The 23,943-nt window shown below is 61.3% G+C and carries 29 protein-coding genes and 2 tRNA genes; 23 read left to right on the forward strand and 8 right to left on the reverse strand.

Features of this window, described 5'->3' with window-relative positions; translation table 11 throughout:
- The first annotated feature begins 67 nt into the window (after positions 1 to 67).
- Positions 68 to 1,732: an Rqc2 family fibronectin-binding protein gene (locus DESUT3_RS09410; RefSeq protein WP_221252227.1), complete on the forward strand. Its 1,665-nt coding sequence runs from the start codon at positions 68 to 70 to the stop codon at positions 1,730 to 1,732.
- A 3-nt stretch (positions 1,733 to 1,735) separates the two neighbouring features.
- On the opposite strand, the gene DESUT3_RS09415 is transcribed toward DESUT3_RS09410, so the two are convergent.
- On the reverse strand, positions 1,736 to 2,677 hold the full coding sequence (locus DESUT3_RS09415) for a proline dehydrogenase family protein (protein WP_221252228.1): 942 nt from the start codon (positions 2,675 to 2,677) through the stop codon (positions 1,736 to 1,738).
- Between the two features lie 161 nt (positions 2,678 to 2,838).
- Between DESUT3_RS09415 and DESUT3_RS09420 the strand changes: the two genes are divergently transcribed.
- From DESUT3_RS09420 to DESUT3_RS09440, 6 genes are all read left to right on the forward strand, one after another.
- Positions 2,839 to 2,925: transfer RNA gene (locus tag DESUT3_RS09420), tRNA-Leu, on the forward strand.
- Positions 2,926 to 3,083: 158 nt separating this feature from the next.
- Positions 3,084 to 3,758 carry a Crp/Fnr family transcriptional regulator gene (locus tag DESUT3_RS09425; protein ID WP_221252229.1) on the forward strand — a complete coding sequence of 225 codons (675 nt, stop codon included), beginning with the start codon at positions 3,084 to 3,086 and terminating at the stop codon, positions 3,756 to 3,758.
- 284 nt (positions 3,759 to 4,042) lie between these two features.
- Positions 4,043 to 4,168 (forward strand): hypothetical protein, encoded by a 126-nt coding sequence (locus tag DESUT3_RS21130; protein WP_264082195.1) that lies wholly within the window; start codon positions 4,043 to 4,045, stop codon positions 4,166 to 4,168.
- A gap of 119 nt (positions 4,169 to 4,287) precedes the next feature.
- Positions 4,288 to 4,671, forward strand: a complete 384-nt coding sequence (locus DESUT3_RS09430) for a nitrous oxide-stimulated promoter family protein (protein WP_221252230.1) — start codon at positions 4,288 to 4,290, stop codon at positions 4,669 to 4,671.
- Positions 4,672 to 4,689: 18 nt separating this feature from the next.
- The gene (locus tag DESUT3_RS09435; RefSeq protein ID WP_221252231.1) at positions 4,690 to 4,833 is read left to right on the forward strand and encodes a hypothetical protein; all 144 of its coding nucleotides are present in this window, start codon (positions 4,690 to 4,692) and stop codon (positions 4,831 to 4,833) included.
- 68 nt (positions 4,834 to 4,901) lie between these two features.
- Positions 4,902 to 5,639 carry an ATP-binding protein gene (locus DESUT3_RS09440; protein ID WP_221252232.1) on the forward strand — a complete coding sequence of 246 codons (738 nt, stop codon included), beginning with the start codon at positions 4,902 to 4,904 and terminating at the stop codon, positions 5,637 to 5,639.
- Positions 5,640 to 5,724: 85 nt separating this feature from the next.
- On the opposite strand, the gene DESUT3_RS09445 is transcribed toward DESUT3_RS09440, so the two are convergent.
- The 4 genes from DESUT3_RS09445 to DESUT3_RS21300 form a co-directional block, all read right to left on the reverse strand.
- Complete coding sequence (locus DESUT3_RS09445) at positions 5,725 to 5,961, reverse strand: hypothetical protein (protein ID WP_221252233.1); 237 nt, start codon at positions 5,959 to 5,961, stop codon at positions 5,725 to 5,727.
- Between the two features lie 56 nt (positions 5,962 to 6,017).
- A complete protein-coding gene (locus DESUT3_RS09450; protein ID WP_221252234.1) occupies positions 6,018 to 6,242 on the reverse strand; it encodes a hypothetical protein in 225 nt (74 codons plus the stop codon).
- Between the two features lie 521 nt (positions 6,243 to 6,763).
- Entirely contained in the window at positions 6,764 to 6,979 is a 216-nt protein-coding gene (locus tag DESUT3_RS09455) for a hypothetical protein (RefSeq protein ID WP_221252235.1), read from the reverse strand.
- 381 nt (positions 6,980 to 7,360) lie between these two features.
- Positions 7,361 to 7,588: a cytochrome c3 family protein gene (locus tag DESUT3_RS21300; RefSeq protein ID WP_221252514.1), complete on the reverse strand. Its 228-nt coding sequence runs from the start codon at positions 7,586 to 7,588 to the stop codon at positions 7,361 to 7,363.
- A 213-nt stretch (positions 7,589 to 7,801) separates the two neighbouring features.
- On the opposite strand from DESUT3_RS21300, the gene DESUT3_RS09465 reads away from it, so the two are divergent.
- The 7 genes from DESUT3_RS09465 to DESUT3_RS09495 all read left to right on the forward strand — a co-directional run bounded on the left by DESUT3_RS09465 (position 7,802) and on the right by DESUT3_RS09495 (position 11,078).
- Entirely contained in the window at positions 7,802 to 8,293 is a 492-nt protein-coding gene (locus DESUT3_RS09465; RefSeq protein ID WP_221252236.1) for a hypothetical protein, read from the forward strand.
- Between the two features lie 119 nt (positions 8,294 to 8,412).
- Positions 8,413 to 9,138, forward strand: coding sequence for a PilZ domain-containing protein (locus DESUT3_RS09470; protein ID WP_221252237.1), 726 nt, complete (start codon positions 8,413 to 8,415; stop codon positions 9,136 to 9,138).
- A 31-nt stretch (positions 9,139 to 9,169) separates the two neighbouring features.
- Positions 9,170 to 9,565, forward strand: coding sequence for a PaaI family thioesterase (locus tag DESUT3_RS09475; RefSeq protein WP_221252238.1), 396 nt, complete (start codon positions 9,170 to 9,172; stop codon positions 9,563 to 9,565).
- A 94-nt stretch (positions 9,566 to 9,659) separates the two neighbouring features.
- On the forward strand, positions 9,660 to 9,962 hold the full coding sequence (locus DESUT3_RS09480) for a hypothetical protein (RefSeq protein ID WP_221252239.1): 303 nt from the start codon (positions 9,660 to 9,662) through the stop codon (positions 9,960 to 9,962).
- A 248-nt stretch (positions 9,963 to 10,210) separates the two neighbouring features.
- Positions 10,211 to 10,516 carry a hypothetical protein gene (locus tag DESUT3_RS09485; RefSeq protein WP_221252240.1) on the forward strand — a complete coding sequence of 102 codons (306 nt, stop codon included), beginning with the start codon at positions 10,211 to 10,213 and terminating at the stop codon, positions 10,514 to 10,516.
- A 205-nt stretch (positions 10,517 to 10,721) separates the two neighbouring features.
- A complete protein-coding gene (locus DESUT3_RS09490) occupies positions 10,722 to 10,871 on the forward strand; it encodes a hypothetical protein (RefSeq protein ID WP_221252241.1) in 150 nt (49 codons plus the stop codon).
- A gap of 132 nt (positions 10,872 to 11,003) precedes the next feature.
- Positions 11,004 to 11,078, forward strand: a tRNA-Val gene (locus DESUT3_RS09495).
- Positions 11,079 to 11,166: 88 nt separating this feature from the next.
- On the opposite strand, the gene lpxA is transcribed toward DESUT3_RS09495, so the two are convergent.
- Positions 11,167 to 11,958 (reverse strand): acyl-ACP--UDP-N-acetylglucosamine O-acyltransferase, encoded by a 792-nt coding sequence (gene lpxA, locus DESUT3_RS09500; protein WP_221252242.1) that lies wholly within the window; start codon positions 11,956 to 11,958, stop codon positions 11,167 to 11,169.
- 235 nt (positions 11,959 to 12,193) lie between these two features.
- Between lpxA and DESUT3_RS09505 the strand changes: the two genes are divergently transcribed.
- The 3 genes from DESUT3_RS09505 to glnA all read left to right on the forward strand — a co-directional run bounded on the left by DESUT3_RS09505 (position 12,194) and on the right by glnA (position 14,969).
- On the forward strand, positions 12,194 to 12,790 hold the full coding sequence (locus DESUT3_RS09505) for an NUDIX hydrolase (RefSeq protein WP_221252243.1): 597 nt from the start codon (positions 12,194 to 12,196) through the stop codon (positions 12,788 to 12,790).
- Positions 12,791 to 13,109: 319 nt separating this feature from the next.
- Positions 13,110 to 13,448: a P-II family nitrogen regulator gene (locus DESUT3_RS09510; protein ID WP_221252244.1), complete on the forward strand. Its 339-nt coding sequence runs from the start codon at positions 13,110 to 13,112 to the stop codon at positions 13,446 to 13,448.
- Positions 13,449 to 13,559: 111 nt separating this feature from the next.
- Entirely contained in the window at positions 13,560 to 14,969 is a 1,410-nt protein-coding gene (glnA, locus tag DESUT3_RS09515; protein WP_221252245.1) for a type I glutamate--ammonia ligase, read from the forward strand.
- A gap of 221 nt (positions 14,970 to 15,190) precedes the next feature.
- On the opposite strand, the gene thrC is transcribed toward glnA, so the two are convergent.
- Complete coding sequence (thrC, locus tag DESUT3_RS09520; protein ID WP_221252246.1) at positions 15,191 to 16,579, reverse strand: threonine synthase; 1,389 nt, start codon at positions 16,577 to 16,579, stop codon at positions 15,191 to 15,193.
- A 165-nt stretch (positions 16,580 to 16,744) separates the two neighbouring features.
- On the reverse strand, positions 16,745 to 19,003 hold the full coding sequence (locus DESUT3_RS09525) for an NADP-dependent malic enzyme (protein ID WP_221252247.1): 2,259 nt from the start codon (positions 19,001 to 19,003) through the stop codon (positions 16,745 to 16,747).
- Positions 19,004 to 19,501: 498 nt separating this feature from the next.
- Here DESUT3_RS09525 and DESUT3_RS09530 point away from each other — a divergent pair, with 498 nt between their 5' ends.
- The 6 genes from DESUT3_RS09530 (at position 19,502) to DESUT3_RS09555 (ending at position 23,865) form a co-directional block, all read left to right on the forward strand.
- A complete protein-coding gene (locus DESUT3_RS09530) occupies positions 19,502 to 19,999 on the forward strand; it encodes a metallophosphoesterase family protein (RefSeq protein WP_221252248.1) in 498 nt (165 codons plus the stop codon).
- Positions 20,000 to 20,074: 75 nt separating this feature from the next.
- Positions 20,075 to 20,569 carry an HIT family protein gene (locus tag DESUT3_RS09535; protein WP_221252249.1) on the forward strand — a complete coding sequence of 165 codons (495 nt, stop codon included), beginning with the start codon at positions 20,075 to 20,077 and terminating at the stop codon, positions 20,567 to 20,569.
- Between the two features lie 80 nt (positions 20,570 to 20,649).
- On the forward strand, positions 20,650 to 21,249 hold the full coding sequence (locus DESUT3_RS09540) for a MotA/TolQ/ExbB proton channel family protein (protein WP_221252250.1): 600 nt from the start codon (positions 20,650 to 20,652) through the stop codon (positions 21,247 to 21,249).
- Positions 21,250 to 21,253: 4 nt separating this feature from the next.
- Positions 21,254 to 21,664 (forward strand): ExbD/TolR family protein, encoded by a 411-nt coding sequence (locus tag DESUT3_RS09545; RefSeq protein WP_221252251.1) that lies wholly within the window; start codon positions 21,254 to 21,256, stop codon positions 21,662 to 21,664.
- Complete coding sequence (locus DESUT3_RS09550; protein ID WP_221252252.1) at positions 21,661 to 22,620, forward strand: ROK family protein; 960 nt, start codon at positions 21,661 to 21,663, stop codon at positions 22,618 to 22,620. Before DESUT3_RS09545 ends, DESUT3_RS09550 begins: the two co-directional genes overlap by 4 nt.
- A gap of 156 nt (positions 22,621 to 22,776) precedes the next feature.
- A complete protein-coding gene (locus tag DESUT3_RS09555; RefSeq protein WP_221252253.1) occupies positions 22,777 to 23,865 on the forward strand; it encodes a 6-phosphofructokinase in 1,089 nt (362 codons plus the stop codon).
- Positions 23,866 to 23,943 lie beyond the last annotated feature (78 nt).

Genomic DNA, 23,943 nt, shown 5'->3' on the forward strand with positions numbered 1-23,943 from the left:
CTTATTGGATATGCTCGAAGGCGCAGCGGCAGGCCGCCGCAGTAAACCACTGATTCTTTGAGGCAGCATGGATATCTTTTCCATAGAAGCGGTCACCAGGGAGCTGCAGGAACGGGTGGCCGGGGCCCGAGTCAACAAGATTCACCAGCCCGGCCCCGACGATCTCATCATTCGGCTCTGGACCGGCCGCGAAGAGCTGCGCCTGCTGCTCTCGGCCGCGCCACGCCTGAGCCGGATCCACCTGACCACCCGCTCCTATCCCAACCCGTTCACCCCGCCGCGGTTCTGCCAGCTGCTGCGGGCCCGGTTGGGGCGGCTGCTGAGCCTGGCCCAGGTCCCCGGGGAACGGATCATGCATCTCGATTTCGCCGGGCCCGGCGGCGAGGAGTATCGGCTGGTCCTTGAACTGTTCGGCCGTCAGGCCAACATGCTGCTGCTCGACGCCGCTGGACGGATCATCGATGCGCTGCACCGGGTACAGGGCGAAGGCGGCAAACGCAGCCTGTTGCCGGGAGAGCGCTACCAGGCGCCTCAGCCCCGAGAGGGGATGTGGCTGGAATCGGGGGTTCCCGAGATCCCGACGGATCTGCCTTTTGCCTCCTGGTTGAGCGGCCAGGTCATCCCCATGGCGCCCCTGGTGGCCCGCAACCTGGCGGCCCTGGTGGCCGACGGCGCCAGCCCTGCCGCGGCGCTGGGCGAATTCCGAGGCCAGTGGCTCGACAAGCGCTTTGCACCCACGCTGGGCACCCTGAACGGCGAGGCGGTCCTCAGCGCCTTTGCGCTGCCCGCTCTGGAGCTGAGCGATGCGCGGAGTTTCGCCACCATGAGCGAAGCTGCCGACGCATACTATTATGCACAGGCTTTCGAGGTGGGCAGGGTAGGAGACCGGGGCGAACTGGAGACGGTGCTTCGCAAGGGGCTGAAAAAACTGCGTAGCCGGCTGGAAAAGATAGAGTCCGAGCAGGAGTCTCTCGAAGACTTCGACCGCCAGCGGCAACTGGGCGAACTGCTGCTGGCCAATCTGCACCGGGTACGCAAGGGGATGGTCGAGGTCGTTCTCGACGATTACTATCAGGATCCCCCGGCACCGGTAACCATCGAACTCGATCCGCAGCTCAGCCCCCAGGAAAACGCCCAGCGCTATTTCAAGGGGTTCAAAAAAGGCAAGCGGGGCGTGAGTCATGTGGCCCGCCGCATCGAGGAGAGTCGCGAAGAGCTCGCCTGGCTCGAAGAGGCGGCGCTCGCCCTGGAGGAAGCACAGACCCCAGCCGAGGTGGATGCCGTTCGCCGCGATTTGGAGGAGGCGGGCCTGATCCAGCCCCCGGCCGGACCGGTCTCGCGCAGAAAAGTGGCCGATCCGCGCGACCAGCTCCGCAAAACCGAAACCCCCGGAGGTTTTGTCCTGTACTGGGGAAAGAACAACCGCACCAACGATTACCTCAGCCGCCACCTGGCCGAGCCCGACGATCTGTGGTTTCATGCCTGGCAGATTCCCGGCTGCCACCTGGTATTGAAGCGCGCCGCGCACAAAGGCGCGATCCCCGAAGAGGACCTGATGTTCGCGGCGTCCCTGGCCGCCGGGTATTCGCGGGGCAAGGATGACAGCAAGGTGGAGGTCATGGTCGCCGAGGGGCGTGAGGTTCACCGCCCCAAGGGGGCTCGTCCGGGGCTGGTAACGGTGGCGCGTTACCGCACGGTCCTGGTGGCGCCCCGAAGGCTCGAGGAGGAATGAGTTTCAGGATTCGGGGAGCGGGTCCTTGAGCACCTCGCGCCGGGAGTCGCGCAGCAGGCGCCACAGGTTGATGGGGCGCTCAGCCAGGCGGCGCATGAAGTAAGGGTACCAATTGTCCCCGTAGGGGAGGGTGATGCGGACCCGGTAGCCGTCGGCGAGCAGCTTTTCCGCCAGGTCGTTGCGGATACCGAAGAGCATCTGGAACTCGTAATCCGCCTGGTCGAGGCCGAAGATGAAGGCGATGTCGATGGCGAACTCGATCAGCTTCTCATCGTGGGTGGCAATGGCCGGGCTGCTGCCGTCGCGCATCAGGGTTTCGATCAGGCGCATGAAGAACAGGGCGATTTCCTCCGGGTCCTTGAAGGCGCCTTCCTGGGGTTCCAGGTGCGAGCCCTTGACCAGGACCACGGGGATCTTTTCCTGGTTCAGCTTGTCTATGTCTTCGTTGCTGCGTTTCAGGAAGGCCTGGACCACCGTGCCGATGTTGGGGCTCTCCCGGCTGGCGCGGCGAACCACGTCGAGGATTCTGGCGGTCCATTCCGCGCTCTCCATGTCGATGCGCACCCGGCGGCCGCTCTCGGCGGCCTTGCGGGCGATCAGCAGCAGGTTTTCCGTCGCCAGCGATTCGGAGATGCCCAGCCCCAGCAGAGAGAGCTGCAGCGCCACGCCGGCGTTGAAATTCTCCGCGGTGAGGGCGTCGAGAAGCGTCAGGTGTTCATTCACTACCCGGCGCACCTGGTCGGTTTCGTCGAACTGCGCCCCGAGATAATGAAAATTGACGGCGAAGCCCTGCTCCCCGAGGTGGCGGGCGACCTCCATCGCATCCTCGAGGGACTGGCCGGGAATGAACCGCCGACGAGCCTGCATTACCCGCGGGCTGTCCTTGAGAAAATCCTGCAAATCCCGGTTTCGGGCCAGATACAGAAGTGCTTGTCTAAGAACCATGGTGACCCCGCCGCGCCAAAACTGCCTGCCACATTATTATCAATTCTAAAGGCAAGCCATCGCCCGCGGCAAGCGGCGGACAGAAAATCCTGAAAAAATCTTTTCGAGAATTTTTTTGTTGCAAAGGGGAAACCAGTTTGTTATAAACACCCTCGCTTCACGCCGAAGTGGTGGAATTGGTAGACACGCTAGGTTCAGGGTCTAGTGGCCGTAGGGCCGTGGGAGTTCGAGTCTCCCCTTCGGCACCAAACAAAAACAACCCGGTTGCGCATGCAGCCGGGTTTTTTTGTTTCACAGTCGGGAGACTCGAAGCGCAGCGAGCCGAGGAGAGGGCTGCCAGTCACCCGAAGCCCCGAAGCCGCAAGCATCTTGCCAGCCTTTGAGCCTTCTGCTACACTCCCCAGCCATGGAAACTCGACTTGTCATTAAAAAATGCCCCCTGTTTGCCGGGGCTGCCGAAGAGGACCTGGACCGCCTGTGCAGGGTCGGCCGGGCGAGGGAGCCCGAAAAGGGGGAATTGCTGTTTTCCGAAGGGGAAGAGGCCGAGGGCTTCTTCATCGTCGGCAGGGGCAAGGTCAAGGTGTTCAAGCTCTCTCCCGAGGGCAAGGAGCGCATCCTGCACATCGTTCATCCCTTTCAGACCTTCGCCGAGGCGGCGATTTTCGGCAACGGCCTTTACCCGGCATACGCCGAACCTCTGGAAAAATCCCTGCTGATCTTTTTCCCGAAAAACGAGTTTTTGACGCTGCTGCACGAGCACTCGCAGATCTCCATCAACATGATCGCCGGTCTGTCACGGTTTCTGCGCCAGTTTACCACCCAGATCGAGGAGCTGACCTTCAAGGACGTGCCGGCCCGGCTGGCGCGTTACCTGCTCGAGTTGGCCGGGGACGAGGCCGACGAGGTGCAGCTGCCGATCTCAAAATCCCAGCTTGCCTCCAACCTGGGGACGGTGAGTGAGACCCTCTCGCGCACCTTCCGCAAACTGGCCGACGATGCCATCATCGAGGTGCGGGGGAAAACCATCGAGTTTCTCGACCGCGATCGGCTCGAGGACCTTTCGGAAAAATACCGCGAATAAAATCCTGGGCGATCTTCCGTCCGGATGGCCGGTCCCCTGGGGGCCGGCTTTTTTTATTGCCGATTGCGCAAATTTTGACGGGGGTCAAGGTCGGGAGGGGCGGATCGAGGTAGCCTGGTTGCCGTCCGGAAACTCTGGGCGGCGACGGCTCAGTTTTCATATCGGAAACGAGGAATTTTTCGCAAGGACAAGGAAATCAAAGGTTTGCGCGGAGACGTACATGGTACGTCGCACAAGCAAGGCTGCAGATTGACGCAGAGATTGCGGAAAAGGGCCGTTTTCGGATGGAAACTAGTCTGGGGCATATTCATTGCGGAGGGCATGCCATGAAAAAATTTCTGCTGGTCATTCTGCGCTGCAACCTGTTTCGGGCCCTGGTGCTTCTGCTGCTGGCCTGGCTGCACGGGTAGGGCACCGCAGGGGGCCTTCCCCGCAGGCCGTTCCTTTGTTTACAATAGACGACAATCCACTATCCAAGGGTTTGATCCGGGGCAATGCCCCCGGCTCGGAACCCTGTCGGGCCGATGCCATGAAACGACCTGCAGTCAAAACGGAAAATCCGGCATTGAACCGCCGGGAGCGCAAGGATCTCAAGGTCCTGGCCCTGTTTACCGCGGTATATTGCCGAGCCCACCACGACCAGCCGGGACTGCCCCTGGACCTGGAAGGCGCGGGGCTGCCGGATCTGGGGCTTGGTCGCAGCCGCCTCTGCCCGGAGTGCCGGGAGTTTCTCATCTACGCCATGACCCGGCGGATCAAATGTCCCCTGGAGCCCAAGCCAACCTGCAAGCATTGCCAGGTGCACTGCTATCGGCCCGGGCACCGGGAAAAGGTCCGGAAAATCATGCGTTTTTCCGGCAAGCACCTGATCCGGCGCGGGCGGCTCGACCTGCTCTGGCATTATTTTTTCTGAGTCTGGGAGGACGAGACTATGTGGGCCACCGTTTTTGCTGCGATCCTGGCCGGCTTCTGGCTGGCAACCGTATTGACCGCCTTTTGTCCGCTGCGGGCCTATCGCCGGCGCAAAGAACTACTTGAAGAAGAAAATTGTACCTTTGACTCCGGTCAAGGATAACCCAGACAGCCAACGGGTATGATCGGTACAAATCGAAATCAATCATAAATCGACGGAATGGGGGAACCATGATTCGCGAAATCGTAAAAATCGACGAAGAAAAGTGCAACGGCTGCGGCCTGTGCGTACCTTCCTGCGCGGAAGGGGCCATCAAGATTGTCAACGGCAAGGCCAAGCTGATCGCCGACAACCTCTGCGACGGGCTCGGGGCCTGCCTCGGTGACTGCCCCGAGGGGGCGATCACCATCGAGCGTCGCGAAGCCGAGGAGTTTGACGAGGTAGCCGTTGAAGAGCATCTGAACAAGGAGGGGAAACCCGCTCCCGCCGGGCACGGTCCGGCCGCCCATGCACCCGCCCACGGCGGCGGATGCCCGTCGGCTCGCGTTATGAATATTGACCGCCAGCCTGCGCCGGCCGCCGCCGAGGAAGCGGGGACCCGCCAGTCCCAGCTGCGCCAGTGGCCGGTACAGATGCACCTGGTTCCGCCGACTGCTCCTTTTCTTCGCGATGCCGACCTGCTGCTCGCCGCCGACTGCGCCCCCTTCGCCTACGCCGATTTCCATAAGGATTTTCTGGCCGGCAAGGCGCTGCTTATCGGCTGTCCCAAACTCGACGACGGCCAGGCCTATCTTGAAAAGTTGACCGCCATGCTCCGGGGTAACAATATCAAGCGCCTCACCGTGGTCCACATGGAGGTTCCCTGCTGCAGCGGCCTGATCGCCATCGCCCGCCAGGCCATTGCTGCCTGCGGCAAGGATGTCCCTCTCGAGACCATTCGCATCGGCATCCAGGGGGATGTGAAATAACTGCCGTTACCACAATACTGAAAACAAGAAAAAAGCCGGGGTTCTCGCCCCGGCTTTTTGCTTGCTGATGGGATGTCCCAGGCGGCTATTGGACCTTTTCCTCCGCCAGTTCCTGTTTTTCGCTGGCCACCCCTTTGACGATTCCGAACAGCACCAGGATCGCCGGAACCAGTTGGGCCATCACGATAAGGCCGCAGAGTCCGAGAAAGGCCCAAACCACGATCCCGCTGTTGTCTTCCCGGATGCCCGTGGCAGCCAGTGCCGAAGTAGCGGAGCCAGCCAGGATAACCATTGCCGCAGCCAATTTAGCGATCGATTTCATGATGTCCTCCTTTGTGGTGTCGGTTGAGGTTTTTTGCCCATGTAACCCGTGTATATTCAGGAATTTCTCTGTGGTTTAGGCTCCTTGCCGAAAAGGCCGCCGATCATGGATATCAGCAGCATCAGGCCGGGAAGCAGCTGGGTAACCAGCACCAGGGCCAGAAAGGTGATAAAGAGCCGGGCAACCAGGCCGAATGCCTCGGCCTCGGGATTGAGGGCTGCCATGGCGGGGGCGGCGGATGCGAACAGCAGGGCCAGGGTGTTGTTAAGTGAGGTTTTCATGACCGACTCCTTTCATCGCTGTTGCCATTGCCATCTGCGTTTGACCTTCTAAATAGCATCGACCATACCAGGATTTGAAAATTGCCATAAAAAACAGCTAAACTATTGAATCAGTGAGGAAAATAAATTTCCTGACGGTCTCTTGAGGGAGGAGATTGCAGGCGGTCTGTATATCCGAAATATGCGGCAGAGATGCTCTGCCCCTTGAAGGGCGCTGCCGCCATCTCTTAACTGTTCGGAAATACCTAGGAAAAAAATATGTATGGGGACTTTATACAGGGGCCCGGAGAAAGGATGGGGAATTTATACATCCCGATCAGACGGTTCTCTGGAGGGTTGGGAAAATGGCCGATGAAATCCGGCGCGCACTGGAAAGTTGCTAAGGGGAGACTTACCGGTTCACTGCAAGGGGTATTTCTGCCTGGAGGGTACCGGCGAAAGAGGAGAGCGCGGACGAAATGCCCGGGACCAACAGAGTGCTCAGGGGCGGGGGCGTCGGCAAATCGGCCCGGTGGGAGTGATCAGCACTTCGGGCTCAGGCCCAGACCCTCGGGTTCTCTGCTTAAAGGGTTGAATTGGCAAACCGCGGCGCGGCCGCTGTCGAACATGGTCATCTCCCAGTTTTCCAGGTGAAAGTCCCGGCGCAGGATATACATGTCCCCCAACTCGTCCAGCACCATGAAATACTGATGGTCGGTGGAAAACCACCGATCCTGGATATCCATGATTCTGACCAATTGCCGCCCCAGGAAAAACTTGACTGGTTCATCCTCCCCGTGGAATCCCAAATGACATTCGACCTGGACTTTCATTCCCCCCCCACCCATTCCTGCTTGGCTTGCCGTCAAGCAATCTGGTTGTCCTGCGACGTCGTCAAAATGACACGATGTCCGGTTTATTCGGGTGTCTGCATAATTCACACCATGTTTTTAAGGGTGGGCGGAGCGACGAGCATATTTCTTTGCAACAAGGGCTGGGATTGTCCCTGCCGGGCGCGAAGGGTCCTGAAATTCGGTCGACCTCCCAGTGCGCCGGGACGAGGATAATTATATTGGAGTGAGTCTGGCAGGAGGCGGCGAAGGGCCAGGGGAGGCCCTTCGCCGGGTTTTGAGGAACGTTTATTTCTTGTGGCAGTCTCCACACTTGGTCGGGCCGGCTCCCTTATCCTGGTGACAGCCCTTGCAGACCTCGTGGGCCCAGTCCTTATCCGGGGCGAATTTTCCAGGGGCGGCCTCGCCATGGCAGGCCGGGCAGCCGAATTGTTCGCCATGCATCTTGTGCGACAGGGTGACGTTGCCGTTTTTGGCCTCAAGCACTATGCTTTCAGGGCCAGCGGCTGAGGCCACTACGGTTTTGGCGACTGTCTGCTTGGCAGCTTCGGTGGTTTCCGTCGCCTGCTGGCTCAGGGTCTGGGTGGTTTGGGATACCGTCTGGGAGACCTGCTTGCCAGCCTCGGCCGCCTGCTCCCCGGCCGCCGCGGCCATCCCCGCTGCGGCGCCCGCGGCCGTTCCCTCCGCCATTGGGGCGGAAGTTTGGGATTCCCCAAGCATGGCCTTGGCTTGCTCGGCGGTTTTCTCTACCATGGCCTCAGTCTTCTGGCCCACCTCGCCGGCCATTTCTTTGGCTTGCTCCAGGGTTTTCCCGGCCGCCTCGGTGGTCGCTTCAGCCGCCTTATCCGCTGTTTCCACAGCTTTTTGGGTCATCTCTTCGGCAGATTTTTCTACCTGTTGGGCCATCTGCTGCATTTTTTCCATGGGTTTTTCAGCCTGCGCGGCCTGTTCCGCGGGTTTCGGTTCCGGTGCCTTGGTCTGCTCTTCCTGTTTGCTGCAACCGAAGGCAAGCACCGAGGCCAAAAGAACTACTGCTACCTGAAATTTTTTCATGACTCCTCCTTCTCCTTGTTTCCGATCTCTTCCGGGGCGTGGGAAATCTTCCCTCTACAACTCTGTGCGACTTGGTTGGAAGATTTTAAAGAAGGTTTTCGAGAATTCAAGTCCGCAGGGGATTTTATGCCCCTTGAGGGCAAAAAATTCGTAAGCACTGCGGCTTGACTAATGAAATAGGATGACGAAACCCTGGTATTTCCCTATCATTAAATGTCCCGGGCGAAGATTATTTGCTATAGTTGGGGCAGTTTGACTGAATAAGCCGGTTGAAGAGGCATACCGAAATGGCCAACCCCAAAATTCTTCTTGCTGATGAGTCCAGGTTCTTTACCGAACTCGAACTGCGTTTTCTGAAACAGACCCCGGCGGAGATTACGGTTGCCCGCGCCTGCAGCGAAGTGCTCGACCTGAGCCGAAAAATGATGCCGGCGCTGATCTACCTGGCGTACAGCCTCGCCGACCAGGATGGCGCCACCTGCTGCCGGACCCTGAAAGGCGATCCGGACCTGGCCAGGATACCCGTCGTGCTGATAGGCGACGGAACCCGAGAAGCCGAGATGACCAAGTGCAAAGCCGCCGGGGCCGACGGTCTGTTGACCAAGCCGATCGAGCGCCGTTCATTTCTTGCCCTGGGCCGGCAGTTTCTGGCCACCGTGGAGCGTCGCGAGCCGAGACTCCCCTGCCGGACTCCGGCTTTTTTCTCCCTGCTGGGGAAGAATGGCTACGGCAATACCGTCGATCTGAGTGCCGGTGGGGTGTTCATCGAATACTCCGGAGTGGTTACCCCTGAGGCCCGGATTCAGCTGAATTTCACCTTGCCTGGACGGCCATCCCAAATTGTCGGCGTTTCGGGGCGGGTGGCCTGGATCAACAACGGCCCCGAATTGCAGCGGGCCGATATGCCACCCGGGTTCGGCGTGGAATTTCTCGATCTTTCCGTAGATTCAGCCCACCAGATCGAGGTTTTTCTGAAGAACCTGATGGGACATGCCAGCCAGGGGCTGGGCTGATACATTGGTCGTATCACCAGGAGAAAGAAGGATGGAGGTTAGCGACATCGGGGAGTGTTTCGTGTGTGGCCAGGGCAATCCGGCCGGCCTCCAGGCGGTTTTCTGCGTTGACGGGGAATCCCGCTCAGCAAGTGCCAGGGTGACCCTCCCCGAGCGGTTTCAGGGCTGGCAGGGCGTGGTCCACGGAGGGATTGTCGCCTCGCTGCTGGATGAGGCGGCCATTTATGCCTGCCGCAGCCTCGAGCCCCAACTGGTTACCGCAGAGATCACCGTCCGCTATAAAAAGCCCGTTCCCGTCGGGCGGGAGCTGCAGGTGCGGGCCCAGTTCCTCGAACAGCGCAAGCGGATCATGCATGTGAGGGCATGGGTCGAAATGGAGGGCCAGCTTTTGGCGGAGGCGGACTCCAAGGTATTTTGCCTCAGATAGCCCGACTTCCCGGGCAGGGCCAGGGCTTGGGCGGTTGGTTCCCGGTTGTTTTCAGGTAAACTTGGAGCACATGTCCAGCCTGGGAGGAGACCGAATGACGGAAGATCGCAGATCCTGGGACCTTCAGGTCGAAAGAAGCCATGCGGTGGAAAAGGTTGCGGCCGATCTTGGTCTGTTGGGGGCCGGTCGTCATTTCTTCTGCCCCGGATGTCAACCCGATGGGACCGGCACTCCGGAACTGGTCATCAAGGGCGGGGATTTCCAGTGTTTCCGCTGTGGAGCCCAGGGCGATGTGGTGGGCCTGGTGAAACTGGCCAAAAACTGCGATCTCGATGCCGCCATCGCCTGGCTGGCCCGGGAGACCGAGGACCCTCAAGGGACCGGACCAGGGATGTAAGCCGCCCTGGGCAGGGTTGGGTCCCCGGCCTGCATCCGGCAGCAGGATGCTGTGGAGGAGGCAGGCGGAGCCGATTGAGGCCCCCAGGGTTACCGTTCAGGCCGCCTCGCGGGGCGGTGCCCGGGGATGGACAACTTTTTGGTTGTCGCCGACCCGGGGCTCTGTGTTAGACTCCTGCTCCTTTTGCGGGCGAACAGGTTTCGTCCGGGAATCTCAATTGCAAAGCGGCAGCGGGAGGATGGTTACCCATGGAGCATAGGGCGGAGCTTATCGACAGGATTGCGGGCCGCACGCGGCAGCGGTTTTCCAGTCGCGGAGGGGTAGAGCAGGCCCCCAGCGGTGAGTTGAACGCCTTCATCGTCCAGGAAATTCGCATTGCCCTGCGCAGCCTTGAAAACCCCTACACCGGAGTTATCCGGGGTTGGCAGGGGCAGGGCTATCAGCTCGATCTCTGCTGGTGGGAAGACGAGGAAAATCCCGAAGCGATCGTCTTCGGCCTGGCCGGGGCGATCCTGGATCACGAGGTACGAAAGGCGTTGGGCTTGCCGGGGTGAGGCTCTCCGTGGCGCCTGATGATGAATGGACAGGCGGACCCACCAGGGCCGCCTGTTTTTTTTGCGTGCATGCGAGACAGATGCATGGCGAATATGTACTTTGCCCAGGAGGCCCTGCCGCGCTGCCGCAGCTGGCAGGCAAACGGCCGATTTTGCAGGGGTTTCCCTTCCGGGGGGCGGGTTGGTCCTTAGCCGCCTGAGGCGGATGTTTCAAGCGCGCAACGGCAGTTTTTCCCTCTCCCTGCGGTTCGCCGGGGCGCTGCTCACCCTCACCCTGGAACGGAATACAGCCGACCAGTCGCTCGAGGAAGCCCTTGTCGAGGCCGGAGCCAGGAACAAAACCTCCGGGGTTTAGGTCATCTTCTTTGAATAAACGACAGCCCCGGGCTGGAAAAGGGGCTGCCGTTTTGGAGTGAGCCGCGATCCGCCGCATTTTGTGTTGACATCCCGCAAGCTAATTGTTATATAAGCGGTCCGTTCCAACGACGGGCGTTTAGCTCAGCGGGAGAGCACTGCCTTCACACGGCAGGGGTCACTGGTTCAATCCCAGTAACGCCCACCAGAAAAATCAAGGGGTCAGCCGACAGGCTGACCCCTTTTCTTTTTCCCCGGTTCCGTTCAGTTGCGTTTTCCACCCTTGAGCGAAGCGCTCAATCGCGGGTGGAGCCGCGCCCGCTGCCGATCCCCCGCTTGCTGGTCTTGATGAACTCCACCATCCTGGCCACGTCGTCGGTTATCTCGCCGTCCTGCTCGAGATAGTTGAGGGCCTTGCCCAGCCCGAAGCCGGAGCGGAAGATGATCTTGAAGGCTTCCTTGACGGTCCGAATCCGCTCTTCGCTGAAACCGTTGCGCTTGAGGCCCACCAGGTTGAGAGCGCGGATCCAGTTGGTGCCGTCGTTGAGGCAGTAGGGGGGGATGTCCTTGGAGGTGTTGGAGCCGCCGCGCATCATGGCGAAGTCACCGATGCGCACGAACTGGTGGACCTGGCAGTTGCCGGAAATGATGACCCGGTTGCCTACCTCCACGTGGCCGGCGAGCAGGGCTCCGTTGACCAGGATGACGTGGTTGCCGATGACGCAGTTGTGCGCCACGTGGCTGTTGACCATGAAGTAGTTGTTGTTGCCGATCACGGTGCGGGTGCCGGGGCGGTTGCCGCGATGCACGGTGAACCCCTCCCGCATTACGTTGCCGTCGCCGATGATGGTGTAGGCCTCCTCGCCATGATAGCCGAGGTCCTGGGGATCATGGCCGATCACCGCGCCGGGGTAGACGAGGTTGTTGTTGCCGAGGGTTGTCCAGCGCCCGATGTGCGCACCGGGCATGATGCGGCTGCCCTGGCCGATAACGACGTCGGCGTCGACAAAAGCCTGGGCTCCTACCTGGACGTCCTCGGCCAGGCGCGCGCCCGGGTCAACGAATGCCGAAGGATGAATGGTGGCCATGTTTCCTCCAGAGGGAAGGGGATTTTCCCACATATTGCCTTAAGGGCGGTCTCAGCTCAAGGGGATTGTTGGGCCGGGGCGGCAGGGGCAAATGCGGCGGACCTTGACCTGGGGGCGCCACTGTGGTAGGAATTTTCAGCATCTGGCGACCAGGCGGAGCCGGTCGAGGAGGGTTTCTCGCGGGGCTGGCGAACCGCCTCCCGAGGCCTCCAGGCTACCGGAAAATTTGGATTTTATGGGAAAGCTCGAGGATATCTTCGAAATCGTCGACGAAGAGGACCGGGTCATCGGGCGGGCCCCGCGCTCACGCTGCCATGGCGACCCGTCCCTGGTTCACCGCGTCGCCCACGTTCTGGTGTTCAACCGCAGCGGTTCGCTGCTGCTGCAGAAGCGCAGCCTGACCAAGGACGTGCAGCCCGGTCGCTGGGACACCAGCGTCGGCGGCCATCTCGACCCGGGGGAATCCTACCTCCAGGCCGCCCGTCGCGAGATGACGGAAGAACTGGGCATCGAAGGGGTGGCGTTGACCTTTCTCTATTACTCGAAGGTTCGCAACGATTTCGAATCCGAGAACGTGGCCACCTATCTGGCGCTGTTCGAAGGCCCGATCCGCCATGCCGCCAGCGAGATCGACGAGGTTCGCTTCTGGAGCGCGGACGAGATCGCCGCAGACCTCGGCACGGGAATGTTCACCCCCAATTTCGAGCAGGAATGGGCCATGTTTCTGGAGTGGAGCCAGCGCTATCCTGCACGCAAGGGGAGCGGGCTTGGTCTGTGCGCCGGAGAAAGGTTCCCTGACCTGTTCAGGGAGTTGGGCGAAGCGGATGAATGAGGCTCATGGGGTTCGCCGAATGCCGGATGAATCCCGTCGCAGGCCGATGTGCCGAAAAAAACATCAGCCCATTGCGGCACTGCCTCAATGTTGAGCATGTTGCGCTTTCCTCGTCGCAGGCCATTTTGCAGTCAGGATTTCCAAGTTTGTAAGTTGTTGAAATTAAAATGGAAAAAAACATCCTGATTTTTGTTTTTTTTGGGCAAGCAATTTGCTAATGTTTCAGTTCGGCATGGGCCGGCTTTGCTGTCGCGTCCGGCCGGAAGGCAACTGTTGATATCGTCCTGAGGAAGCAACTTCGTCCGTGGAGGTACCCGGTATGAGAAAGGTTGAGGCTATAATCAAGCCCTTTAAGCTCGACGAGGTCAAAGAGGCTCTGAATGAGATCGGCATTCAGGGCATCACCGTCAGCGAGGTCAAGGGTTTCGGTCGTCAGAAGGGGCACACCGAGCTCTATCGCGGCGCTGAGTATGTGGTCGACTTCATTCCCAAGATCAAGATGGAGATCATCGTCAGCGACGAGATGGTGGTCAAAGTGGTCGACACCATCGCCGAGGCGGCCCGTACCGGACGTATTGGTGACGGGAAGATTTTCGTCACCCCCGTCGACGAGGTTGTGCGCATCCGTACCGGCGAGAGGGGCGACGACGCGCTCTGATACCCGACCGCCGGGATCGGCGGTCTTTCCTGTTTCGGCTGGGCTTGTCCGTCCTGAGGGTGGGACGGACAATACTTTATACCGTTTTAAATCAAAAGGAGATCCTAAGTGATGACACCGAAAGACGTTGTGGCTTTTGCTGCGGAAAACAAATGCCAGATGGTGGACTACAAGTTCCTCGACTTCGTCGGGATCTGGCAGCATTTTTCCACCCCGATCAGCGAGTTCAGTGAGGAGATCTTCGAAGAAGGCGTAGGCTTCGACGGTTCCTCGATTCGCGGTTGGCAGCCCATCCACAACAGCGACATGCTGATCATGCCCGATGCGCTGACCGCCAAGGTCGATCCCTTCGTCCAGGTTCCGACCCTGAGCCTGATCTGCAACATTATCGATCCCATCACCCGCGAAGGGTACACCCGCGACCCCCGGTTCGTGGCCAAGAAGGCTGAGGCTTACCTCAAGTCCACCGGCATCGCCGACACCGCCTACTTCGGGCCGGAGCCCGAGTTTTTCATCTTCGACGACGTTCGTTACGCCTCCAGCGCCAACGAGTCGTTCTACTCCGTAGACTCCAGCGAAGGCATCTGGAACACCGGCCGCGAAGAGTTCCCCAACCTCGGCTACAAGCCCCGCCACAAGGAAGGCTACTTCCCCTGCGCCCCGACCGACTCGCTGATCGACCTGCGTAACGAGATGGTTCAGGTGCTGCAGAGCGTCGGCATGCGCATCGAGGCTTCTCACCACGAAGTCGCCACCGGCGGCCAGTGCGAAATCGACATGCGGTTCGACTCGCTGGTGAGCATGGGCGACACCCTGCAGTGGTTCAAGTACATCATCAAGAACGTCGCCATCCGCAACGGCAAGACCGTCACCTTCATGCCCAAGCCCCTTTACGGGGACAACGGCTCGGGCATGCACTGCCACCAGTCGCTGTGGAAGGACGGCCAGAACCTGTTTGCCGGCGACGGCTACGGCGGCCTCTCCAAGATGGCCATGTACTACATCGGCGGCATCATGAAGCACGCCAAGGCCCTGTGCGCCTTCACCAACCCCAGCACCAACTCCTACAAGCGCCTGGTGCCCGGCTTCGAGGCCCCGGTAAACCTGGCCTACTCGAACCGCAACCGCTCGGCTTCGCTGCGTATTCCCGTGACCAACAACCCCAAGTCGAAGCGCGTCGAGTACCGTACTCCCGACCCCTCCTGCAACGGCTACCTGGCCTTCTCGGCCATGCTGATGGCCGGCCTCGACGGGATCGAGAACAAGATCGATCCGGGCGAGCCTCTGGACAAGGACATCTACGGGCTTTCCCCCGAAGAGCTCAAGGACATCCCCAACGTCGCCGGCACCCTGCAGGAAGCTCTCGAGGCCCTGCGCGAGGACCACGCCTTCCTGCTCAAGGGTGACGTCTTCACCGAAGACCTCATCGAGAAGTGGATCGAGTACAAGACCGAGGCCGAAGTCAACCCGGTCCGCATGCGCCCGGTTCCCCTCGAGTTCGCCCTGTACTTCGACTGCTAAGTCGAATTCGCAGTTTGCAAGACAAAAAAAGCCCCCGGTTTCGCCGGGGGCTTTTTTTCGGGGGCGCAAAATTTTGCGCCCTTGGGGGCGGGGGATGGGCGCAAAATTTTGCGCCCCTACGGTGGGCAACGTCGGCCCGGGGTGCGATGGATGGGCGCAATATTTTGCGCCCCTACGGTGGGCCCCACCGACCCGGGGGGGGGGGGCGAAGAATCGCGCCCCTACAGGGCGTTTTGGGCGAGGTAATCCTTGACGGCCTGGGTTTCGGCTTCGATGACCTCGCAGCGCTTGGGCCGGTCCTCGATCCCTTCGAGGGAGGCGGGACGCTGCGGTTCGCGGCCGATGGCCTGGCGGACGGCATCGGCGAACTTGGCGGGGTGGGCGGTCGCCAGGCAGACCACCGGCGCTTCTCCGCCGGCGAGGGCCTTGGCGGCCTTGACGCCTACCGCGGTGTGCGGGTCGAGGACGTAACCGGTCGCGGCGTGGAAGTCGCGGATGGTCTCCACGGTCTGGGTTTTGTTCACCGTCAAGGCAAGGAAATCCTCCCCGACCCGGGCCCGTTCGGCGTCAGCGAATTCGAGTCGCCCTTGCTTGCGGAAGTCTTCCATGGCCTGGGCGACGCGATCCGGGTTCTGTTGGTAGAGGTAGAACAGGTAGCGTTCGAAATTGCTGGCGACCTGGATGTCCATGGAGGGCGAAAGGGTCTCGGTCACTTGGCCGACGGAGTAGTCGCCGTCGCGAACGAAGCGGCTGAGGATGTTGTTCTCGTTGGTGGCCAGGATCAGGCGGCGGATAGGCAGGCCCATGCGCTTGGCGATGTAGCCGGCAAAAATGTCGCCGAAATTTCCGGTGGGGACCGAGAAGTAGATCTCCCGGCAGCCGGTCTCCCGCCGGACCCGGCCGTAGGCGTAGAAATAGTAGACCACCTGGGCCAGCACCCGCGCCCAGTTGATGGAATTGACCGCCCCCAGGGAATAGCGGCTTTTGAATTCCAGGTCGCCGAAGGCCTCCTTGACGATGCTCTGGCCGTCGTCGAAGGTGCCGCGCACCGCCAGGTTGAAGACGTTGGGGTCGGTCACCGTGGTCATCTGCAGTTCCTGGATCGGCGAAACCCGGCCATGGGGGTGGAGAATGAAGATGTTGATGTTCTGCTTCCCCCGCACCCCGTAGATGGCGGCGCTGCCGGTATCGCCCGAGGTCGCGCCGAGGATGTTCATCTTTTCCCCGCGCTCCTTGAGCAGGTACTCGAACAGGTTGCCGAGAAACTGCAGGGCCACGTCCTTGAAGGCCAGGGTCGGGCCGTGGAAGAGTTCGAGAATATAGACGCCGTCCTGATGCACCACCGGGGTCACCTCGGGGTGGGTGAAGCTCTGGTAGGATCGCTCGATGAGGTTTTTCAGGTTCGCTGCCGGAATGTCGTCGACGAAACGGGAGAAGACCTGAAAGGCGAGCTCCGGATAGGCGAGTTGGCCCAGGGCTTCGACATCCCCCGGGGTCAGGGTCGGGATGGACTCGGGGAGCAGCAGGCCGCCGTCGTCGGCAAGTCCCATCATGACGGCGTCCTTGAAGGAAAGGCCTCTTACCTTGCCCCGGGTGCTATGGTAGCGCATGGTTGAAAACTCCTTGATGTTGGGATCTTGCCCGAAGTCGTGCCCTGGGCTTTGCAACGGGCGTGCATTTTATCAGGAATGGGCCGGGCAGGGAAGGGGAAGATAAAAAAAGGGGGAGCGCGAAGGCTCCCCCTTGGATGGTTCCGTTTATTCCTGGGTCCGGGCTCAGCCCTTGACCTCCTGGGCGTCGACCACGGCCACGGCGGCCATGTTGACGATGTCGGTCACGTCGTCGCCGCGCTGCATGACATGCACCGGCTTTTTCATCCCCATCAGGATCGGGCCGACGGACTCGGCGCCGCCCAGTTTGTTGAGCAGCTTGTAGCAGATGTTACCCGACTGTAGATCGGGGAAGATGAAGACGTTGGCGTCCCCCTTGAGCCTGGAGAAGGGATATTGCTTGGCGATCAGCTCGGGATCCAGGGCGACGTTGGCCTGCATCTCGCCCTCGACGATCAGCTCGGGGGCCCATTCCTTGACCAGGGTCGTGGCCCGCTTGACGTTAAGGGTCAGGGGATGCTCGGCGCTGCCGAAGTTGGAGAAGGAGAGCATCGCCACCTTCGGCTCAACGTCGAAGTGCTTGGCCTTCTTGGCAGTGAGGATGGCGGTTTCGGCCAGCTCTTCGGCGGTCGGCTCGATGGTCACCGTGGTGTCGGAGAAGAAGACGGCTTCTTTCTTGGTGACCATCATGTACATGCCGTGAACCTTCGAGAGACCGTCCTCCTTGCCGATGATTTCCAGGGCGGGACGGATGGTTTCGGGGTAGTGGTGGTTGATTCCCGAGAGCAGCGAGTCGGCATCGCCCTTCTGCACCATCATGGCGCCGTAGTAGTTGCGGTTCTTGCGGATCAGGCGCTTGGCCTCGGTCAGTGTGACCCCCTTGCGCTGGCGCATGGCAAACAGTTCCTGGGCGTAGCCGTCACCCATGGGGCTCTTCATCGGGTCGATGATCTGCACTTCGCCGAGATCGACGCCGAGCTCGCGGATGCGCCCCTCGATCTCCTCCCGGTCGCCGAGCAGAATCGGTTTGGCGATCCCTTCATCGACTAGGATAGCCGCGGCGCGCAGGACCTTGTCCTCTTCGCCCTCGGGGAAGACCACCCGTTTGGGATTGGCCTTGGCCTTGTTGATCAGGCCGCGCATGATCTCCTTGGAGCGGCCCTGCAGCGCCTCGAGGGACTCCTTGTATTTCTCCATGTTCTCGATGGGGCGGCGGGCAACGCCACTGTCCATGGCCGCCTGGGCGACGGCGGGAGCCACGTGCAGCAGTACCCGGGGGTCAAACGGTTTGGGGATCAGGTATTCGCGGCCGAACTTGATCTCTTCGCCGCCGTAGGCGCGGCGCACCGAGTCGGGTACGTCCTGCTTGGCCAGGTTGGCCAGGGCCTGGACCGCCGCCATTTTCATCTGGTCGTTGATGGCGCTGGCGTGGGTGTCGAGCGCCCCGCGGAACAGGAAGGGGAAGCACAGCACGTTGTTGACCTGGTTGTTGTAGTCGCTGCGCCCGGTGCCGATGATGACGTCTTCGCGCACCTGCTTGGCTTCATCGGGGGTGATTTCCGGGTCGGGATTGGCCATGGCGAAGATGATCGGGTTGGCGGCCATCGAACGGACCATCTCCGGGGTGACCGCGCCTTTGGCGGAGACACCGAAGAAGACGTCGCAGTCCACCATGGCTTCTTCCAGGGAGCGGGCCGCGGTGTCATTGGCCAGGCGCTCCTTGTACTCGTTCATCCCCGAGGTGCGCCCCTTGTAGATGACCCCTTTGGTGTCGCAAAGGTACATGTTTTCCGGGCGAGCACCCAGGGTCAGGGCCATGTTGGCGCAGGCGATGCCGGCGGCGCCGGCGCCGTTGACGACGATTTTAACATCCTCGATCTTTTTGCCGATGATCTCCAGGGCGTTGAGCAGGCCGGCGTTGGCGATGATTGCGGTGCCGTGCTGGTCGTCGTGGAAGACCGGGATGTTCATGATCTCCTTGAGCTTTTCCTCGATGTAGAAGCACTCGGGACCCTTGATGTCTTCGAGGTTGATGCCGCCGAAGGTCGGCTCGAGCAGCTTGACGGTGCGGATCAGCTCATCCGAATCCTTGGTGTCGAGTTCGATGTCGAAAACGTCGATGTCCGCGAAGCGCTTGAAGAGAACCCCCTTGCCCTCCATGACCGGCTTGCCGGCCAGGGCGCCGATGTCCCCCAGGCCCAGAACGGCGGTACCGTTGGAGACGACGGCGACCAGATTCCCCTTGGCGGTATACTTGTAGGCGTCGTTGGGGTTTTTCTCGATTTCCAGGCAAGGCTCCGCCACCCCGGGGCTGTATGCCAGCGAAAGGTCACGGCTGGTGGCGCAGGGTTTCGTGGTGATGACCTCGATCTTGCCCTTGCGGCCCATGCTGTGGTAGTCAAGGGCGTCTTGACGTTTGGACATGATTTCCTATCCTCCCTGAGAGTAGAGTGTTTTACTCAGCCTAAAGAAATGCCCTTTTTGAAAAAAGGGCCGGGATAAAACTGCCTGTTTTTGTATTGAAAAGATAAGTCGGTCCCGTGGCCGTGCCTGCTCCGGGTTTTAATAACAATAAATCGAACCATAGCTCTACCCGATGCGGGCTGTCAAGCGGGAATTACATTGTTTTACCCGGTGCGAAGCCGGCGGAGGCTTTCTGAAATCAGGTGTTAAAGCAACGGCAATGCCAAGGAGGGGGTTTGTATACATAATCAAAAAAATACCGTTAGATTTCGGCAGGTCAAGGATGGCGGGGAAAAATCGGCTCGCTTTTTAAATCCGGTGAAAAATGGACGACTGGCGATCCGAATGGCCGAATTTGGCCAGCCCGACCCCGCCCCGGCCATCGATCCGAATTTGCATTGACAGGGCACTGGTGCTGGGGGATAGTGGGGCAGGACCGCCCGGTTGCGGGGAATTTTCATGGTAAAAATAGGCGTTTTTTCCGATACCCATTTCAGCAGTTACTACAGGGCCCATGACCTCATTCGCCATTGGCTGGAGGGTTGGCTGGGCGACTGCGATATGATATTGCATGCCGGAGACATGGTGGACCCGGCGATCCTGGATGCCTTCGCCGGACGGAGCGTGCATGCGGTGCGGGGCAACATGGACCCGCCCGTGGCAGGCATCCCGGACCGGAAAATCATCCAGGTCGAGGGCTTTCGCATCGGGCTCGTGCATGGCTGGGGCTCCCCACAGGGGATCGAGGAGCGGGTAATCAAGGCCTTCGAGGGCGAGGCCCTCGACTGCCTGGTGTATGGTCACAGCCACCAGCCGGCTTGCCATTATCGGGGCCGATTGCTGCTCTTCAATCCGGGCAGCCCCACCGACCGGCGCTGGGCCCCCTTTCATTCGCTGGGGATCCTGTCAGTGGGGCAGGAGATCCGGGGGGAGATCATTCACCTCGATGAGGAATAGGCGGGCCCGCCCCCCGGCTCAGATCCGGGGTGGCTAGAGCCGCCAGATGCCAACTCGAAACCGATGGGAAGACTCATGAAGCATCTCTGGGCGCCCTGGCGCATGGAATATATACAGGGAGACGGATCGCCCGAGGCAGGTTGCATCTTCTGCGTCCGCGATCTGGCGGGCGAGGACGAGAAGCGGCTGATCCTGGCCCGCGGCGAGCACGCCTTCGTCATCATGAACAAGTTCCCCTATACCAACGGGCACCTCATGGTGGCGCCCTACCGCCACACGGCCGAGTTGGGGGAACTGAGCGAGGCCGAGATCCTCGAGATGCACCGCATGCTGGCCTTCAGCCAGCGGGCGCTCACCCAGTGCATGGCCCCCCAGGGCTTCAACATCGGCCTGAACCTCGGGCGCACGGCCGGCGCCGGAATCGAGGACCATCTTCATATGCACCTGGTGCCGCGCTGGAACGGCGATACCAATTTCATGCCGGTATTCGCCGACGTGCGAGTCATTCCCCAGCATCTCGAAGCCACCTATCGACATCTCTCCCGGTGTTTCTCCAGTTGGGGAACCTGAGGCCTCAGCCTGTATTTTTTCGCCGACTTGTGATACCCTCCGCCTGAATTTCACCGACCTGAGAAAGGAAAGTAGCGCACATGCTGGAGATTTTCCAAAAGGGGGGACCGCTGATGTACCCCATCCTCCTTTGTTCGGTGCTGGCCTTTGCCATTTTTCTGGAGCGCCTCTGGTGTTTCCACAGGATTCGCCGCGGCACCAGCCAACTGGTTCGGGAAATCGAAGGGCTGGTGATGAAAAGGCATACCGATGAGGCCCTGGTGGTCTGCCAGCGGGCCGGCACTCCACTGGCCAGGATCTACCTGGCGGCGCTGCGTTCCGTCGGCAAACCCCGCGACCAGATCAAGACCGTGGCCGAAGAGGTCGGCGCCCGGGAGGCGGCGCCGCTGGAGCGCTACCTGGGGCTTCTCGGTACCATTGCCAACATATCCCCGCTGCTCGGTCTGTTGGGGACCGTCATGGGGATGATCGATGCCTTCACGGTGATCTCCGTCCAGGGTGTCGGCACGCCGGCAACCCTCGGCGGCGGGATCTCCGAGGCGCTGATCACCACCGCTGCCGGCCTGGTGGTCGCCATCCCCACCATCCTGCTTCACAAGTACCTCACCAGCCGGGTTGACCGGATCACCCTGGAGATGGAGGAGTTCTCGCTGCATCTCGTCGATCTGCTGGGGAGCTGACCCGATGGCCTTTCGCCGCAAAAGACGGGAAGATCCCAAGGTCGACCTCACGCCGATGGTCGACGTGGTTTTCCTGCTGCTGATTTTCTTCATGATTTCCACCACCTTCGTGGAAACTCCGGGAATCTCCATCAAGCTTCCCGAGTCTGGGTCCCAGGTGGTGGAAAAAGAACCCGAGGAAATCAAGATCTACCTGGCGAAAGACGGCCAGGTTTTTCTCAAGGACGCGCCGATCTCAGCCGAGAACCTGCAGCTGCGGCTGAGGGAGTATGGGGGCCGTGCCAAGGAAATGACCTTTCTGCTGCTGGCCGACAAGGAGGCCATGCACGGGAGGGTGGTTCAGCTGATGGACCTGGCCCGTGAGGCGGGGTTTGGCAAGCTGGCCATCGCCACGGAGCAAAGGAAGAAGCCTTGAGGGAGAAACAGTTCGCCATCGGCATCGACCTGGGCGGGACCAACTGCCGGGCCGCCTTGGTGAGCCGCAGTGGCGAGCTCGGTCCCGCCCGGCGGATGGCTACCCGCATCGACAAGGGCCTGGCGGATTTTCTGCAGCGGCTTGAGGCGCTGGTAGCGGACCTGCTGGGCGAGGCCCGGCAGTTGGGGCAACCGGTCGAGGTCATCGGGCTGGGCGCACCCGGGGTCATTGCCGGCGACGGCAGCGTGGTCGTTTCGCCCAATCTCTCCCCCCTGGACGGTCAGCCTCTGGCCCTCACCCTGACCGAACGCTTCAGCCTGCCGGTGACGGTGCTCAACGATGCCAACGCCATCGCCTGGGGCGAGGCCCAGGCCGGGGCCGGTCGGGAATTGGAATCCTTTATCGCCATCACCCTGGGGACCGGGGTCGGCGGCGGCCTCATCATCAACCGCCGGGTCTGGCTCGGTGCCGACGGGGCCGCCGGTGAGGTGGGGCATCTTACCATCGAGCCCCAGGGGCGCCCCTGCGCCTGCGGCAGTCGCGGCTGCCTGGAGCAGTATGCGTCGGCCTCCGCCATGGTCGCCAGCGCCCGGGAACTTCTGCCGCGGTCAAAAGGGAGCCTGCTCGGGTCGGTCGCCGAAGGGGAGCTCACCAGCGCCCGGATCGCCGAGGCCGCCCGCCGCCGGGACCGGGTTGCCTTGGCCGCGCTGGAGATCGCCGGCCGCAGTCTCGGCCAGGCTCTGGCCGGGATCGCCAATCTTTTGAATCTTGAAGGCGCGGTAATCACCGGTGGGGCGAGTGAGTGCCTGGACCTGCTCAGGCCGACCATGGAGCGGGAAATCGCCGCCCGGGCCTTTGCCATTCCCGCCAGGCGGCTGCGAATTCTGCGCGGCACCCTCGGTGACGATGCCGGCATCCTCGGCGCCGCTCTGCACGGATTGGCGCGGATTGCCTGATCCGCCACCCGCCGGTTCGATCTTTCGGTGCTTTTCGGCAGCCCACGGGTGGCTGTTCCGGACCTTCCCCCAACCTGCCCCCCATGCCATGGTTTCGCAGCGGGCCCTCCCGGGCCCGGCGCGGCCATTGTCCACTGTCTCAAGGAGGAGGAATTCATGAGCAAGACCATTGCCATACTGACCGGAGGGGGCGACTGCCCTGGATTGAACGCGGTTATTCGCGGTGTGGTGCGCGCGGCCACCCTCGAGAGGGGCTGGCGGGTAATCGGCATCGAGGACGGTTTCGACGGGTTGGTGGACGGCCCCCGGGTCCGCGAACTCGACCTGGCGGCGGTGCGGGGCATTCTTCCCCGTGGTGGGACCATCATCGGTACCAGCAACCGGGGCAATCCCTTTCAGTACCCGGTTATGGAAGCCGGGGAAACCCGGCTGATCGACGTCTCCCGGCGGGTCCTGGACAATTTCCGGAAACTGGGCGCCGAGGCGCTGGTTGCCGTGGGCGGCGACGGCACTTTGAAGATCGCCGACCGGCTCAACGAACTGGGTCTGCCCGTCGTCGGGGTACCCAAGACCATCGACAACGACCTGCGCGGAACCGACGTGACTTTCGGCTACAACACCGCAGTGGGGATCGTCACCGAGGCCCTCGACCGGCTCCATACCACCGCCGAAAGCCACCAGCGGGTCATGGTCGTCGAGGTAATGGGGCGCGATGCGGGCTGGATTGCCCTCGAGTCGGGCCTGGCCGGCTCCGCCGACGTGATATTGATCCCGGAAATTCCCTTCCAGATCGACAGTGTCTGCCAGGCCATCCAGCGGCGCCGCGAGCGGGGCAACAAGTTCTCCATCGTGGTGGTCGCCGAGGGTGCCTTCCCCCTGGGGGGCGACAAGGTAGTGCAGAAATCGGCCGTCGAAAATGCAGGCATCGAGAGGCTGGGCGGCATCGGGCACTTCGTCGCCCGGGAGATCGGCCGCTGCCTGACCATGGAGACCCGGGTGGTGGTCCTCGGGCACGTCCAGCGTGGCGGGTCGCCTTCGCCCTTTGACCGGATTCTCGGCTCGCGTTTCGGTGTGAAGGCCGTCGAACTGATCGAAGAACGCGGGTTCGGGAAGATGGTCGCCCTGCGCGGGCGGGATGTGGTCTCGGTGGCGATTCGCGATGCCGTGGGTTCGCTGAACCTGGTCGATCCCAAGGGTGACCTGATCCGCACCGCCGAGGAACTCGGGATCATGACGGGACGCTGACCCGCTGTGCTGCAGGCCGGCAGCAGGGCGAAGGGTACCGCTGTTCTTGCCCCCCTTGTGGGTGGAGATTGGGGCGGG

Source organism: Desulfuromonas versatilis, assembly GCF_019704135.1.
GTDB lineage: Bacteria > Desulfobacterota > Desulfuromonadia > Desulfuromonadales > NIT-T3 > Desulfuromonas_A > Desulfuromonas_A versatilis.